Source organism: Bifidobacterium sp. B4081 (assembly GCF_026537335.1).
Taxonomy (GTDB): domain Bacteria; phylum Actinomycetota; class Actinomycetes; order Actinomycetales; family Bifidobacteriaceae; genus Bombiscardovia.
Genome location: NZ_JAFNMM010000003.1, coordinates 79,529 through 95,180 on the forward strand (window position 1 = coordinate 79,529; position 15,652 = coordinate 95,180).

12 protein-coding genes and 1 tRNA gene are annotated in these 15,652 nt (G+C 62.3%); 4 read left to right on the forward strand and 9 right to left on the reverse strand.

Annotated features, from left to right (window positions below; translation table 11 throughout):
* Positions 1-10: 10 nt before the first annotated feature.
* From J3T92_RS07005 to J3T92_RS07025, 5 genes are all read right to left on the reverse strand, one after another.
* Positions 11-1,663, reverse strand: coding sequence for an alpha/beta hydrolase family protein (locus tag J3T92_RS07005; RefSeq protein ID WP_267400798.1), 1,653 nt, complete (start codon positions 1,661-1,663; stop codon positions 11-13).
* A gap of 101 nt (positions 1,664-1,764) precedes the next feature.
* Positions 1,765-2,994: a flavodoxin-dependent (E)-4-hydroxy-3-methylbut-2-enyl-diphosphate synthase gene (ispG, locus tag J3T92_RS07010; RefSeq protein ID WP_416378845.1), complete on the reverse strand. Its 1,230-nt coding sequence runs from the start codon at positions 2,992-2,994 to the stop codon at positions 1,765-1,767.
* Positions 2,991-4,274, reverse strand: coding sequence for a 1-deoxy-D-xylulose-5-phosphate reductoisomerase (gene dxr / locus J3T92_RS07015; protein ID WP_267400722.1), 1,284 nt, complete (start codon positions 4,272-4,274; stop codon positions 2,991-2,993). Before dxr ends, ispG begins: the two co-directional genes overlap by 4 nt.
* Positions 4,271-6,034, reverse strand: coding sequence for a DivIVA domain-containing protein (locus J3T92_RS07020; protein WP_267400723.1), 1,764 nt, complete (start codon positions 6,032-6,034; stop codon positions 4,271-4,273). Before J3T92_RS07020 ends, dxr begins: the two co-directional genes overlap by 4 nt.
* Before the next feature lie 100 nt (positions 6,035-6,134).
* Positions 6,135-6,208, reverse strand: a tRNA-Val gene (locus J3T92_RS07025).
* 128 nt (positions 6,209-6,336) lie between these two features.
* Between J3T92_RS07025 and J3T92_RS07030 the strand changes: the two genes are divergently transcribed.
* Complete coding sequence (locus J3T92_RS07030) at positions 6,337-7,881, forward strand: MDR family MFS transporter (RefSeq protein ID WP_267400724.1); 1,545 nt, start codon at positions 6,337-6,339, stop codon at positions 7,879-7,881.
* A gap of 147 nt (positions 7,882-8,028) precedes the next feature.
* On the opposite strand, the gene J3T92_RS07035 is transcribed toward J3T92_RS07030, so the two are convergent.
* Together J3T92_RS07035 and J3T92_RS07040 are read right to left on the reverse strand one after the other, a co-directional pair.
* Entirely contained in the window at positions 8,029-8,445 is a 417-nt protein-coding gene (locus J3T92_RS07035) for a DUF3052 domain-containing protein (protein WP_024627263.1), read from the reverse strand.
* A 55-nt stretch (positions 8,446-8,500) separates the two neighbouring features.
* Entirely contained in the window at positions 8,501-9,367 is an 867-nt protein-coding gene (locus J3T92_RS07040) for a S16 family serine protease (protein WP_267400726.1), read from the reverse strand.
* Positions 9,368-9,461: 94 nt separating this feature from the next.
* Between J3T92_RS07040 and J3T92_RS07045 the strand changes: the two genes are divergently transcribed.
* Positions 9,462-11,078, forward strand: coding sequence for a zinc-dependent metalloprotease (locus J3T92_RS07045; RefSeq protein ID WP_267400728.1), 1,617 nt, complete (start codon positions 9,462-9,464; stop codon positions 11,076-11,078).
* Between the two features lie 36 nt (positions 11,079-11,114).
* Here J3T92_RS07045 and J3T92_RS07050 read toward each other — a convergent pair whose 3' ends face one another.
* A complete protein-coding gene (locus tag J3T92_RS07050) occupies positions 11,115-12,605 on the reverse strand; it encodes an ATP-dependent helicase (RefSeq protein WP_267400729.1) in 1,491 nt (496 codons plus the stop codon).
* Between the two features lie 103 nt (positions 12,606-12,708).
* Here J3T92_RS07050 and J3T92_RS07055 point away from each other — a divergent pair, with 103 nt between their 5' ends.
* Both J3T92_RS07055 and J3T92_RS07060 read left to right on the forward strand, forming a co-directional pair.
* Positions 12,709-14,337, forward strand: a complete 1,629-nt coding sequence (locus J3T92_RS07055) for a phosphotransferase (protein WP_416378866.1) — start codon at positions 12,709-12,711, stop codon at positions 14,335-14,337.
* 89 nt (positions 14,338-14,426) lie between these two features.
* A complete protein-coding gene (locus J3T92_RS07060) occupies positions 14,427-14,666 on the forward strand; it encodes a DUF3107 domain-containing protein (protein WP_220237019.1) in 240 nt (79 codons plus the stop codon).
* Between the two features lie 64 nt (positions 14,667-14,730).
* On the opposite strand, the gene J3T92_RS07065 is transcribed toward J3T92_RS07060, so the two are convergent.
* Positions 14,731-15,618, reverse strand: coding sequence for a PHP domain-containing protein (locus tag J3T92_RS07065; protein ID WP_267400730.1), 888 nt, complete (start codon positions 15,616-15,618; stop codon positions 14,731-14,733).
* Positions 15,619-15,652: the final 34 nt, after the last annotated feature.

Sequence of the window (15,652 nt, forward strand, 5' to 3'; positions counted from 1 at the left end):
TCCCGTCCTTTCATTGGTAGATGAACAGGCCCCAGAAGGCGAAGATCAGCAGAACCCCGAACATGGCCAGGGTGGTGACGATGAAGAGTGCAACACCCAAGCGGGTGGAAGCCAGTACAGGCCTGGGGTCCATGTTCCGCATCTGCTGGCGAAGACTGGGGCCGCCGGCCTTGCTTGTGCGGACCTGGTCGGGCAGCCGGTCCAATCCCCTCAGGGAGGCTACTTCGACCATGCGAGCGAAGGTGCGTGACCAGGCCCAGATGACCAAGGCGCAGACCACCTGGATGACCGGCCAGCTCCAGTAGCTGACCCCAGCCTGGTCGGGCACGCCGCCCCAGCCCAGACGTACCACCGCCATGATGACCTGGCCCAGACCGGCTCCGAAAAGGACCAGGGTGGCCATAGTGGTGCCGGTGATGGTTGCCAAGATGCCGCCGAAGCCATGGCTGAAGCCCAGGACCGGGTCCTTGCGTCGGCGCAGACGGTACAGTTTCGTCAGACCGGCCACCAGGGCCATGGCCAGGGCCGCCAGCAATAGCACCAGGGTCAGCAGGTGCAGGACTAGCATATAAATAGTCAGCGAGCGCCGCCCCCTCAGATCAGTGGGCACAGCGATGGACTGGTGGATAGTGGCCCCGCCCACGCTGGGGCTGGTCTGATGCAGGCCATGGGCCTGACCCACCGCCCAGTCGATCATGTCCTGCTGGTAGTGGTCGGCCAGGGGCGTGCCGGTCCGGGCCTCATCCCCCAGCCGCAGCACATGGTTGGAGACCGGATAGGAACGCACAGTGACGTTCTCATTGCCGGAAGCATGAGCTTTGGAGAGCACGCGCTGCACGCCCTCCACCTGGGCGGTCATGACATCCTTGGCCCCGTAGGCCAGCAGGGTGGGAATGGCGTAGGTGTAGCGGTCAGTAGGGTCGATATCCAGATTGTTCAGTCCCAAGAGGGAAGCATCGGTGCTGAAGAGCCGACGGACCACCGACTGGTAGCCCTGGTTGGCCCCGGCAATAGCGAAGTCCTGGGCCACGAAGAAACCCATGGCGTGCCGCGGGGAATAGACCATTGGGCTCAGCAGGATCTGGAAGGCTATCCGGTGGTCCATGGTCAGCAGCATGGCGGCGATCCAAGTGCTCTCGCTGGTGGCATAGATGCCCACCTTGGATGCATCCACATCATCCCGGTCGCGCAGCAAATTGGCAACCCGCTCGTAGGCCCTGGCCGAAGCGGGATAGTCCCGGTCGGCATCCGTGGTTGACCAGACCGGCTTATCCAGCACGGCAGTGACGAAGCCAGCAGAGGCCATGGACCGGGCCACGTCCCCGAAGGAGTTGTCGCATGTGCCATAACCGGCGCCATGCATGAAGACTACAGCCGGCCGATGGCCGGAAGCCCCCTGAGGAGCACGAATCAGAATCCGAATACGTTGGCGCTCGCCAGTGGCGGGCCTTTCCATGCTCAGTTCCTGGTGACGGGATTCGACCTGGTACTGCCCCACGGTATCCCTGGCAACCCCGGCAGGCCAGTCAAAAGTGACCGCGGTATCCGGAGTCAGTGTGGGGAAATTCTGATCCACTGGTTCGTATTTCCAGGGAACGGCGGTCAGGTGGGAGACAGAAGCCAGCAGACCCATGAGAATCACGAAGATGGGCAGGCTGGTCATCAGCCGCCTGACCCTGCTCCACCGACTTGCGGGGAGGGAACGCTCAACCTCTTGGGACACGACGGCCATTGTAACCGGTGGCGAGGATGGTGCTTATGCGCTCAGCTGGCACGGCCGGTGACCGGAACCACCATGGGCCCTGCCTCCGGCAGGGTTTCACCCTGGACCGCCGCCTTTGCATCCATCCGGGCGGCGATTTCCTTGGCCCGCTCCAGCAGTGTGGGGACGATTTGGTCCTCAGGGACGGTCTGAACCACCTTGCCCTTGATGATAATCTGGCCCTTGCCGTTGCCCGAAGCCACCCCAAGGTCGGCCTCCCTGGCCTCGCCTGGCCCATTGACGATGCAGCCCATGACAGCCACCCTGATGGGAGCGGTGATGTCCTTAAGACCCTCGGTGACTTCCTTGGCCAGCTCGATCACATCCACCTGGGCCCTGCCGCAGGAGGGGCAGGAGATGATGTCGAAGTGGCGCTGGCGTAGACCCAGGTATTCCAGAATCTTGCAGCCCACCTTGACCTCTTCCACAGGCGGTGCGGACAGGGAGACACGGATGGTGTCGCCGATGCCCTCGGCCAGGAGCGCGCCAAAGGCCAGGCAGGACTTGATGGTCCCCTGCCAGGAGGGGCCGGCCTCGGTCACGCCCAGGTGCAGGGGCCAGTCGCCCTTGGAGGCCAGGAGCCGGTAGGTCTGGACCGTTGTCACAGGATCGTGGTGCTTGACGGAGATCTTGAAGTCGTGGAAGCCCACATCCTCGAACATGTGGGCCTCTTTCAAGGCCGAAGCGACCAAGGCCTCGGGGGTGGGGCCGCCGTAGCGAGCGTAGATGTCCTTGTCCAGGCTGCCGGCGTTTACCCCGATACGCAGGGAGATGCCCGCATCCGTGGCGGCCTTGCAGATTTCTGGGCCGATCTGGTCGAACTTTCGGATATTGCCCGGGTTGACCCTGACAGCTGCACAACCCGCATCGATGGCCTGAAAGACATACTTGCTCTGGAAGTGAATGTCGGCGATGACCGGTATGGGTGACTTCTTCGCAATGATGGGAAGCGCGTCGGCATCGTCCTGGCTGGGCACAGCCACCCGTACGATATCGCATCCAGCTGCAGCCAGCTCGGCGATCTGCTGCAAGGTCGCATTGATGTCAGCGGTGACCGTGTTGGTCATGGACTGCACCGAAATGGGAGCGCCTCCGCCGACCGGCACAGGCCCCACCATGATCCGACGGGAGCGGCGACGAGGATGCAGCGGAGTCTGGCTGATAGCCTGCTCACCTGTCTTGCGGAACCCTTGGGAGGGTGCTGGCTGTTCGGTCTTGGGAATGCTACTCACGCTGTCATGTCTATCAAAGCATCGGCCCTTTGGCGTGCCTCATGCTCGACTTGCTCCATTACCTCCACGGATGTGAATGTTCCCGGAAGATGCGTTTCCATGGCATCCATGACTGAACGGATGGTTTCGACGATGTCCAGGTAAGGCAGCTGATGATCCAGGAAAGCCCGGACCGCCTGCTCGTTGGCGGCATTAAAGACCGCAGTCATGGGCTCGCAGCTCCCTAGAGCCCGCCTGGCCAGATTGACCGCCGGGAAAGCCTGGTCATCCAAGGGCTCGAAAGTCCAAGTACTGGCCTTGGACCAGTCGCAGGGCGCAGCCACATGGTCAAGACGGACGGGCGCCGACAGGCCTAGGGCGATTGGCAGACGCATATCAGGTGGCGAAGCCTGGCTTATGGTGGCCCCGTCCTGGAATTGGACCATCGAGTGGACCACAGACTGGGGGTGGACCACCACGGTGATCCGCTCGGGCTCGATCCGGAAGAGCCGACTGGCCTCGATGACCTCTAGACCCTTGTTGACCATGGTGGAGGAGTTGATGGTGACCACCGGACCCATGGACCAGGTCGGATGGTTCAGGGCCTGTTCAGGGGTGATCTCGCGCATGGCTTGGCTGCTCCAACCCCGGAAGGGACCCCCTGAGGCAGTGACCACCAGACGGGCCACCTCTCCATGCTGCCCCGAACGCAGAGACTGCCAGATGGCCGAATGCTCGGAGTCGACAGGGTTGATCTGGCCCGGCCTTATCTCGGCGTCAAAGAGCAGATGGCCTCCGGCCACAACGGACTCCTTGTTGGCCAGAGCCAGCTGGGATCCGGCCTGCAGGGCTGCAATAGACGGACGCAGACCAACTGAACCGGTAATGCCATTGAGGACCAAGTCACTGCCGGAACCGGCCAGAGCCTGAACCGCATCCATGCCTGCCTCTACCTGGATGCCAGTCAACTCCAGAGCCTCGAGAGCCTGCTGCAGAGCCGGAACCTGGGCCTTGTCGGCCAGAGCAAGACGGGTCACGCCAAAATCGCGAGCTTGGCGGGCCAGCAGTTCGACATGCGCGCCGCCAGCGGCCAATCCAGTCACTTGGAACCGGTCCCTATGACGACTGATCAGATCCAAAGCCTGAGTGCCAATGGATCCTGTGGATCCCAGGATGACCAGACTGCAAGACTGGCCGGCATCGTCCCTGGGCGACCAATCCGACAAGATGCGCTCATGCTCGACCGACAAACCAGCCTGCCTGCCTTCACTGCCTGCATTCATTGTTTCCAAATGACTCATCGACCGCCTTTATCCTGCTCCCCCTCGTCACCGAAGGCCGGAAAAGCAATATCAGGAATGTCCAAATCCATCTTGGGCAGATCCTGGTTGAGCAGGGAGGCCAGGTAGGAATCCGGATCCTTGTCCTGCTTATTGCCCTGCATGTTTTGCGAATACCGGGGCTTGGCCCAGTCAGGCGTATCCGTGCTGCTTCCGGCTGTTTCAGCCCAGGACCGCTCATGGGCCTCAGGCGCTGCTGGCGAGGGTTCCCCATAGCTGCCCAAGGGCCCGCCTGCGCCCAGAGGACCATCGACGAAGGGCGAGGAGATGATTGAGGCGGATCCCGGCATAGACGAGCCGTCAGTGTCAGCACCTGCTGTTGAGGGAGACACTGGCGATTCCGGCCTTGTGGAGGGGACGAAAGCGTTCCCTGCAGAAGTAGGCGCAGTGGAGGCCGCGGGTGCCGAAGAGGTCGGCTGGAATACCGCAGGCTCAGGAGTCTGTGGTGCGGGGGAAGGCGAAGAAGCGGCCACCGAGTTGAATGGCACGGATTGCGCAGCCGACGCGGGTGCTGCTGACGCTGATGTGGGAGCCGCAGGAGTGTGGCTGGTTGGCGCAGAGGCCGGCTGTGCAGCCGCGGGCGGCACGGAGGCGGGCATGACCGATTCCTGTTGACCGGAGACAAAAGGATTGGCAGGGATGGGATTGGCAGAGCCGACAGGGGCTCCGCCACTCACGCCTACTGAGGAGGCCGACCTGGCTGTGGAAGAGGCAGGAACAGCTGCCGCCGATGCTGCTGAGGCTGCCCCAGCGCCTTCCTGAGTCAGTCGCTGGTTGACGGTCGAAGCCAGAGCACTCAGCGAACTGTTGGGTTGCGCCGTCGGTGCTGTAGGCGTTGTCTGCGTGCTGGCGGCCGGCGCCTCAAAGATAGCCCGCTCCGCCTGGTGCAGTTGAGCGAAATCGTCCTGGCTGCCCTTGTCGCTCGCGACAGCGGAATCATCGGGAATGCTCCAGGCTGGTGCCTGGCTCTGTCCGATCAGCGGCTGAACGCCCGAAACTGAAGGGTTCTGCCCGGCAAGCTGCGAGTGCCCAGAAACAGCAGCTGGAGCCGTTGCATTAGCGCTTGCTCTCTTGGCCCTCTCGCTGACCCTGGCAAAGGACTCCAGCTGCTCCAGAAGCTCGACGGCCTTGGCCAGGAAGAAGTCCACCTGGCGCTCGTCATAGCCCTTGGGCCCCCGCCGCTGGGTGAAGATGACGTTGGAGACGCGGTCAGCCGTGATGTCGGTGTTCTTCGACTTGCCTGAGTCGGTCTTCCGTCCCTCATGCAGGTTGAGCTGATCAGAAGTCTTGTTGAGGACCTGCTCGATCAGCCGCTCCACCTGCTTGCAGTCGTATGAGGGCATGCCGGGATCCCCGCGCTTGAAGACGCTGCCCGAGGGTCTGCCGGCATGAGCGGTCAGCTCTGATTGCAAACTAACCATTCTAGTCGTCCAGCCATCCACGCCCACCCGGGCTATCTCCAGACTGGTCTGCCTGTCGGAAATCACCCTTTCCAGCCGCGAGAGGGCAGCATCCACCTGGGTGATGATATAACCGTTCTTGCACAGGTCAAAGGAGGCATTGGCTATCTCCTCCTGGGTAAGATCGGGGTCCTGGCTCTCATAGAGTGAGTGAGCCCGCTCCAAGAAAGCATCAACCTGCTTGGTGTCATATCCCCACTTGCGCTTGCCCGAGCGCGCGATGGTCGCCTCGGTTCCACGGGCATCAGGCTTAGCTGACATCAGGCATCGACCTCCTGACCTTTCTTGCCAACGATCTTCGTGCATTGATTCTACGTGAGCGCTAAGACGCAACTTCGGGCACACACCCCTAAAACCCCTGTGGTCCCGCCCGGACTCGAACCGGGGACATCCACCGTGTAAAGGTGGCGCTCTAACCAACTGAGCCACGGGACCAGCACACTACCTTAGCAGAATACACGGTGACAAGGCCGCAAGGTGCGGCTATAATCCTCTAGGAATTCGGGCCTTGCCCGCAAAAGAAGAGAAACACACCGTATATACCGCATAAGAGGGGGTTCGGATTGTCACAGACAGTCGATACAGGCAGTGGCAGAAAGACCAACCGCACCTTGGTGACGGTGGCGGTCTTTATTGCCACCTTCATGACGGCCATCGAGGGGACCATCGTCTCCACCGCCATGCCCACCATCATCGGGGACCTGCATGGGCTGTCCATCATGAACTGGGTCTACTCCATCTATCTGCTCATGACGGCGGTCACCACACCCATCTACGGCAAGCTTTCGGACCGCTTCGGCCGCAAGCCGCTGCTGACCATCGGCCTGCTGGTCTTCGTGATCGGGTCCACCCTGTGCGCCCTTTCCCAATCCATGCCCCAGCTGATCAGCGCGCGTTTTCTGCAGGGCTTGGGGGCAGGCGCCATCCAGCCGCTGACATACACGGTTCTGGCCGACATCTATCCCCTGGACAAGCGGGCGGGCATGATCGGTCTGAACGGTTCGGCCTGGGGCATCGCCTCCATCATCGCCCCCCTGCTGGGAGGCTTCATCGTCCAGCAGATAAGCTGGCACTGGGTCTTCGCCATCAACGTGCCCATCGGCCTGCTGGTCATCATCATGATCCAGCTCTTCCTGAGCGAGCATATCCAGGCGCGTAAAACCCGCGTCGACTACATCGGCATCGGGCTGCTCAGCATCTGCCTGATCTGCCTGATGCTCGGCCTGCAGAGCCTGGGATCGGCGGGCGATGCGCGGATCACCTTGGTTCTGATTGCGGCCACCGTGGTCACCTTTGCCCTGCTTCTTCATGTCGAGGGTCGCCAGGAAGATCCCATCCTGCCCCTGCGACTCTTTCGGATCAGGACCTTCGTCATCCAGAACATCTGCATGCTCCTGGTGGCCGGATTCCTCATGGGCTTCGACACCTACATGCCCATCTGGATGCAGTCTGTTCTGGGAATGAACCCCTCCCTGGGCGGTTTCGTGGTCACCCCCTCTTCCATTCTTTGGCTCCTGGGCGCCTACCTGGCCGGACCTCTGACCATGCACCACCCGCCGCACCGGGCCACCAATATCGGCCTGGCCTTCATCCTGACAGCCTGCGTCTGTTACATAGCCGTCCCACAGGCCACCGCCTACTGGGTCTTTCTGGTCATTTCCGCCGTAGTCGGTTTCGGCTTCGGCCTGACCATCACCACCTCGACCATCACCGCCCAGAGCGTGGTGCCAGCAGGTGATGTGGGCGCCTCGACCAGCTTCAACACACTGGCCCGTTCCCTAGGGCAGACCCTGATGGTCTCAATCTTCGGCATCGTCATGAACACGGTCATCGCCCGCGAGGTGCCCCAGCATAAGGGGCTGACCGAAGACATGATGAACAGCATGATCAACCCGGCCACAGCAGGGAGCATCCCCTCTCGCCTGCTGGGACCGGCCCGCACCATCGTCTTCGACGGCCTGCATTGGATATTCCTGGTGGGCCTGGTCATCCTGATAATCGCCTTGGTGGCCAACCTCTGCGATATCCGCTCGCGCACGCTGCTGGCTGAATATCAAAACAAGGCCACGACGGTGGCTCCTGCCGTTGCTGAGAAGGGCGAGCGGTAAGGGCCGTTGTCCAGACGGATTCCTCCGTGAATTCCTCATGAACGACAAGGAGGTGTCGGGCATGTTTGATCCTGATGCCCGACACCTCGTTCATTGGCGCTTATGCGATATGTCGAGCCGACGCAGGCGCCGTTACAGCCAGGAGTCTTACTTGCCCTTGCCGAAAGCCCGCAGCTGGGTGGCGTTCCAATCCTTGCTGACGGTGGTGGGCATCAGGGCGTTCATGCCCGCAGTCTTGGCCGCATTGGAGACGACCCCTGGCGCCGAAGCTCCAGGTCTGCCGGGTTTGGGAGTCAGCACCCAGAAAGGTGCGCCCTTGTTGACCATGGCCGAGGCATCCATGATGGTATCCGCCAGATCGTCTTCGGCATCACCGTCCCGCCACCAGATGATGACCCCATCCACGGCTGCGTCATAGTCCTCGTCCACCAGCTCTTCGCCGGTCAGATCCTCGATCCTAGTCCGGATCCCGTCGTCGACATCGTCGTCCCACATCCATTCCTGGACGATATCGCCGGGATGAAAACCGAACTCTTCCGCTGTATAGGTTGTAGTCTCAGCCACGGCTTCAGCATAACAAGACTGCCGGAATTCACCAATTAATTGGACCGGCCTTGTCTTACCTGCCCTTGGCGGCCGTGCAGCGGGGCAGCACCTCCCCCTGGCCATGGCCGATGGCCACCAGGGCCTTGTAGGCCTCATCCAGGGTGGACACCCGCACGTCGCGCAGTCCTTCGGGCACATGGCCTGCCACCTGTGAGCAGTTGGCGGCTGGGGCCAGGAACCAGGCGGCGCCGTCCCGTCTGGCCCCCAGCATCTTCAGCTGAATGCCGCCGATGGCCCCGACTCGCCCTTTCTCATCCATGGTGCCGGTCCCGGCAATGGTCAGGCCACCGGTCTCCTGCTCGGGGGTGATCTTGTCGATGGCCCCCAGGGTATACATGAGTCCGGCCGAAGGGCCGCCTATGTCGGCCACCCTCATGCTGAACTGCAGACCTGATACGTCATATCCACGAGCCTTGAGGAAGGCCAGAGCCTGGGCCGAGGCAGCCTTCTGGGAGCCGTGCATATCGCCCTGCTCCTGGCGCTTGTACTCCTCCACGCTCTGTCCGGGAGGCACCACGGCCTCTTGGGGAAGCACCGTGGCGTGAGGGTCGGCCCAGCCCACCAGGGCATCCAGATTTGAGGCCGGGTAGCCGGGGATTCCGCGGGCATTGACCGTGGTCATCAGCAGCCTGCCCTTGTCACGATGGACCTGACCACCCTTCACCTTGATGACTGGTGATCCTTTTGAACTTCCCAGCACATCCTGGGTGGGGCCGGGCGTCTCGATGGTGTAGGGCGAAGGAAGGAAAAGCACCAAGAGGGCCAGAATGACCAAAAGACCACCGACCAGCATTTTGCGGGTGGGTCCGCCAAGTGTCCCGATTTGCCTTTCGGGTGCGCCTGTGGCGCAGTGATCCGATTTCCCGTGCGGAAGTGTCATAGCTCCAATATTATGGTTGATGAAGACGATAATCCCGGCAGACGCCAACCTAAGCGGCGGGCGACCTGCCTTGGCGAGGACTGGAAACAAAGCAATGGACGAGAATGCAATCCACCAATGGCTCATTGAGTGCTTCGGCCCGGTGCAGGGCGAGCTGGCTTGGAGTCAGTTCTCTCAGCTGCCTGAGTCCATCCGCTCCCAGATGGCTGCCCAGGGAGCCGAACAGTTGCCCAAACCCGCCGAAGTCCAGGCCCTGATTCAGGCTTTCACGGCTGGAGGACTGAACACTCCGGCTGACATGCAGGCCCAGGCTGACCAGGGGCCCATCAACGTTGCGCTGGCCAAGAACATCGCCCTGGGGCGCACCAGGGCCGACCAGTCCGACACCGCTGTCACAGCCGAGGACAGCGACCGGGTGGCCCGAGTCATGAGCGAAGCCAACCTCTGGCTGGACACCGTCTGCGCCTTTGACCCCGCCCCAGGCCAAACCGAAGCCTTGACCCGTGCAGGATGGATCGAGGGCAGCATAGACGCTTGGGTTCAGTTCGCCTCGCCGGTGGCCCAGGCGGTCAGCGAGGCCTTGACCTCCGTCATAAGCCAGCGCTTCCAAGGTTTCGACCAGGGTGAGATTTCGGGGATGTTCGCCGGACCTGTGCCCATCCCCTTGCCTGACAACCTCAAGGATCCGACCACGCTGATGAGGCTGCTGGGGAACACCTCATTCGCCATGCAGCTGGGTCAGGCAGCCGGCGAGCTGGCCAAGGAGGTGCGCGGAGGATTCGACCAGGGCATACCGTTGCTAAAGAACCCCGCCGGAGCCCTCATACCTCAGAACATCAAGGCCTACGCCAAATCCCTGCAGCTGGATCTGGACGAGGTCACCCGCTACATGGCCCTCAAGGAAGCCGCCCACGCCCGGCTCTACGCTGCCGTCCCCTGGCTGATGCCGCGCTTCGAGGCCCTGATCGGCAAGTATGCCCGGGGAGTCTCTATCGATTTGGACGCTGTGGAGGATCAGCTGCGCGACGCTGAGCAAATCAACCCCGAATCGATCGCTGGCGCCATCAACCTCAGCAATGTCGGCATTGAGGATACCCCTGAGCAAAAAGAGGCCCTGCACAGCCTGGGCGACCTGCTGGCCCTGGTGGATGGCTGGGTGGATTGCGTGGTCTGGAACGCCGGCATGGCCCACCTGCCCCACCTGGAGCAGCTGCGGGAGATGACCCGACGCGAGCGTGCCGTGGGAGGGCCGGCAGAACAGACCTTTGAGTCCCTGCTGGGCCTGCATCTTCATCCCAAGCAGCTACGTGAGGCCGCCGACCTTTGGGAGCGCATCACCGCAGAGGAGGGAATCCAAGGCCGTGACAGTCACTGGTCCCATCCTGATCTGCTGCCTTCGCTGCCTGTTAAGGTCGAAGGCGGCCAGGGCGGAGCATCTACATCTGCAGACGGGCAATCCGAGCAGGAGGCCGCCACTTCCGCTCCCTCGGTGGACTGGGATGCCGAGCTGGACAAACTATTGAATGCCGAGGAAAAGGATTCCTCTGCCGATTCGACCGCCTCCTCAGACTCCGGAGCTTCTGATTCCCACGCTGCAAATGACCAGGAACATTCGTGCCACGAGGCTCCGGGCGACCAGAAGAGCACCCACGACAGCAACCCGGACCAGGATGACTCAGACAGGAGCGATCCTGACAGCAGCCAGGACTGAACACCCTCTACGTTCCGATGGACGAGACGTTGGTCCTCAGCGGTGAATGAACCGGCTGGGGGTGCGTCGGACGAAGGCGCTGCCATCCTTGTGCTCCGCGTAGGAAAGATGCAGGGTGTCCTCTGCTCGGGTCACCCCTACGTACATGAGGCGGCGCTCCTCCTCCAGGGCATCTCCTTCCGGCGGCGAGCCAAAGGGAATCAGCCCCTCGGCGCAGCCAACAATGAAGACATGAGCGAACTCCAATCCCTTGGCAGCGTGAATAGTGGAGACCGTGACCCTCCCTTGGCCCATGCCACCCTCAAGCTGTTCCAGTACTTCCTGCCTGCTCAGATCGACCGACTGGTTCTGCCAGCCCGACTCGGTACGCACCCGATAGCCGATTCCGCGTTCGTGCAGGGCACGGCAGATCAGGGTCTGCTGGGCATTGATCCGGGTCAGGATTGCAAACTGGCCGGGCCGCGCCCCCTTCCGAATCATGGAGGATATGCGGGAGGCCACGGCTCCAGCCTCATCGCCATCGTCCTCATAACGTGTCATCGCGACCCTGCTGCCCGCCTGACGGGCCGAGGCCAGCTTCAGATAGTCGTCACGCACCGGCGAGCGCGCCAGAATGCCGTTGGCGTAATGGACTACCCTACCCGTGGACCGGTAATCGGTGGACAGATCCAAATCTGCCTTAATGCCGGGGAATTCCTGGGGGAAGTTCAGCAGATAGTAGGAAGTGGCTCCAGCAAAGGAGTAGATGGTCTGGGCTGGGTCCCCCACCACACAGAGGTTCTGCCTGCCGTTGAGCCAGAGCTTGAGCAGCCGGTGCTGCAGGGGCGAGACATCCTGGTATTCGTCCACGGTCAGCCAGCCGATTCGGTCTCGAATATCTGCAGCAGCCTGGCCGTCTTCCTCCAATATGTGGCAGACCAGCAGGAGGATATCATTGAAGTCCATCTGATTGTGGGCGGCCTTGGAGCTCTCGAAGACCGTGTACAGGTCGGCCATTCGATCGGCCTCCAGACCGGCCGGCGGCAGACGGTGACTGGCCGCGCAGACACGAACGTAGTCCTGAGGGGCAATCAGCCCCACCTTGGCCCAATTGATCTCCGCCGTCAGGTCCCTGACCTGGCCCGGGTCGGCCTCCTGCCCGCAGACCCTCTGGTAGGAGGAGGACACCAGAGGACCCACATCCTCAATCAGATCGGGAGGGTAGGTCCCGCTGACCTGGGGCCAGACCCGTCTGAGCTGCTGCAGGGCCGCCGAATGGAAGGTCGCCGCCTGCAGGGAGGCCGACACGCCAAGCTTGGTCAGACGATCACGCATCTCGGCTGCGGCACGGACCGAAAAGGTAACTGCCAAGGTTCTGGAGGGCTCCCAGCTGCCGCTGGCACAGGCATAGGCCATCCGCCGGGTGATGGTCCTGGTCTTGCCAGCCCCGGCCCCCGCGACAATCCGCACAGGCCCGTCAAGCACGCTAGCCGCCTGCCGCTGGGCTGGATCCAGACCCTCCAGCAATCGTTCCTCATCCTCATGCACACCCCCATTGTGTCAAAGGCCGGTACCGGAACCGGCGGCGGCGTGCCCATGTGGTCTAGTGGGCAACCGTATCCACAACAGTCCTTGTATTATCCTTGAGGGTGTGAGTGAACGAACGAAGCTGACCCTGGCCGCCCTGGCATCGGCCACCATGCCCGAGGTGCCCATGACCGGTGCGCGGGACTGCGACCAGCTCAGCAGCCTGGACCGTACACAGGGCGTGGACTGCGCCGTGGTCCAGGATGCAACCGGCAACGTCTACGACGTCTGGGCCACCAGCTCGGAGGCCGGCAAACGTCGGCTGGCCGCTCGGGTCAAGGCGGCTCAGGCCCTGGCCGATGCCAAAGAGATAGCGGCCATGGGCTTCCGGGTCGAGCGCATATTGGCCTACCAGCCCGGGGAGAGGGCCGATAGTCCGACCGGCACCACCGCTGTTGCCGTCATGACCCACTGCCCAGGCCGAATCCGTCCCCTTCATCTGCTGACCTTGAACGAATGCACCGCCGCAGGCACCGCCATCGGCGCCATCCACCGGGTGCGTCCTGATTTTCTGAAAACCCACGGATATCCGGTCTTCTCCACCGCTCAAATCGCAGCCCAACTGCGGGGATGGATCAAGCGGCTGCGCATGGATGGCCACGTGCCCAAGGAAATCACCGATTCCTGGGCCTCCATCGTGGCGACCGACGGACTCTGGTCCTTTGAAACCTGCACCGTGCACGGAGGCTTCTCCGATGGAGACCTGCTCTATGCAGGCTCCGGGCTGAGCGGACTCTACGGCTGGCAGGATATGCAGGTCAACGATCCTGCCCGTGATCTGGCCTGGATCTTCGCCAAGCTGGACGGATCCCGCCGCAATGCAGTCATTGCAGCCTACGGCAGGATGATGGGGGCTCGGCTGGACGATCTGATCATGCTCCGAGCCAACCTCTGGCTGCAGATGGAGCAAGTGGGCGACTTCATCACCGCCCTGGATCATGCGGACAACGAACGGATCATCCAATTCAAAGCCCAGGTTGAGCGCCTGGCCCAGCAGCTGGGCGATCATGAGCAGGTCCAGCGCACCCGTCGCCAGGAGCAGACGCCAAGTCCGTCACCTGCCGGTGCACCCTCCACCATCACCGTAGGCACCCTGCTGGGCGACGATAATGCTGAAGCCCCCTCTGCAGCCGAGCTGCAGGAGAATCCGACACCAGAACCGGACCCCGCCCCGACAGAAGCGTCCGATGAAAGCTCAGCCACCATCGCCATCAACAGGGCGGAAATGGCTGATCTGGCTGTGGCCCAGACCGCCATGGGGCACTCCGATGTCAGGAATAAGCCCATTGGGCAGGACCAGAGCACAGATCTTGGCAGGGACGACCAACGCAAGCAGCCAGCTGTTGCTCCTGCTGCCCAAGACGAAGACTCAGGCCTGAGCGATCACTTCCGCGGCATCGGGAACCCAGCCCCCAGCGACGGGGATGCAGATGGCGAAGCGGATTCGCAGGCTGCAATAAGCCACTCGTCCGGAGATGACCAGCCCTCGAACGCCGCTGATTCAGGAGACGCCGTTTCCCAGCCGCATGATGCTTCGTCAACTCAGGCTCTTGCAAACGATCAGACAGAGACCATCGTCCTTCCCAGAAAACCTCTGCCCGAGCAGACCCCCACACTCACCACAGACGGACAAGCATCGGCATCGCCGCCAGAGACGAGCTCTCCCCAGAAGGAGCCCCACGGGGACGCTTAGAGCGTAATCACCAGGGTCAGCGAATAATGAGACCGGAAGATCCGTGGACCGGCAGGTCTGGGCGACGGAGAAAAACCTTGGAGGTAACGATGGATATCGAATTCGGCATCAAAAATGTGGCCCGCACGGTCAGCTTCAGCACCAACGCCAAGGCGGACGAGGTGGCTGCCCACATCGCCCAGGCACTGAACGAGGGCGGACCCATCGATTTGGTGGACGACAAGGGTCGGCACATCATCGTTCCCAAGGAGTCGCTAGGCTACGCAGTGGTTGGTTCCGACACCACCCATCCTGTGGGCTTCGGCGTTCTGGGAGGCTCCTCCGACTGAGGCTGTAATCGCCCGACGGGGGCGGCAGGATCCTTGTGGTCCGACCGCCCCCGATTCGTATCCGTTAACCCTTCCAGGCCACCGGATGGCTCCCCCGGGCCCTGTCCACGATTCGGGCCACCACCTCGTCACTGGTGCTGTTCTCCCCCATGTGATTGGGTTTGCCTTGGCCGTGCCAGTCCGATCCGCCGGTCACCAGCAACCCCCAGCGCTGAGCCAGAGCCAACAGCCGTCGACGCTGCTCGGGCGGATTGTCCCGGTGCCAGACCTCCAAGCCTCCCAGGCCCTTTCTGGCCAGCGCGGCGATCTGCTGGTCGGAAAGCAGGACGGGATTGCGGCTGACCGCACCCGGGTGAGCAATGACCAAAACGCCCCCCGCATCGTTAACGGCTGCCAGCACCTGGTGGGTGGTCGGCGAGGGCGTGGGGAGGTAGTAGGCGCTTCTGGAGGAGCAGACCCCGGCGAAGGCCTGGCTGCGGTCGGCATAGACACCGGCCTTTACCAGAGCGTCGGCAATATGCGGACGGCCCACCGTTGTCTTCGATCCCTCCTTGACCTGGTCCAGCACATTTTGCCAGGTGATCGGATAATCTCGGGAAATCTGCTCGACCATGGTCCTGGTTCTAGCCAGCCTGGCCTCCCTGGTCTTGGCAAAGAGCCTGGCGATGACCGGATCCTCCGGATCATAGAGGTAGGCCAGCATGTGAACCGAGACACGACCATCCTGCGCGGTGATTTCAGTGCCCGGCAACAGTGGCATCCCCAAGTTTTGGGCAGCCTGACGGGCCTGATCCCAGCCCGCATTGGTGTCATGGTCGGTGATGGCCAAACCTTCCAGACCCAGCTGCTGCGCCTGCTCGACCATCCCCCTGGGCGTCACGGTGCCGTCCGAGAACACGGTGTGGCAGTGCAGATCCCACCCGGAAACCGTGGCAGTATCCTCATGCGTCATGCCTCCATCCTAAACTCGTGAACGCGTTCCTGTC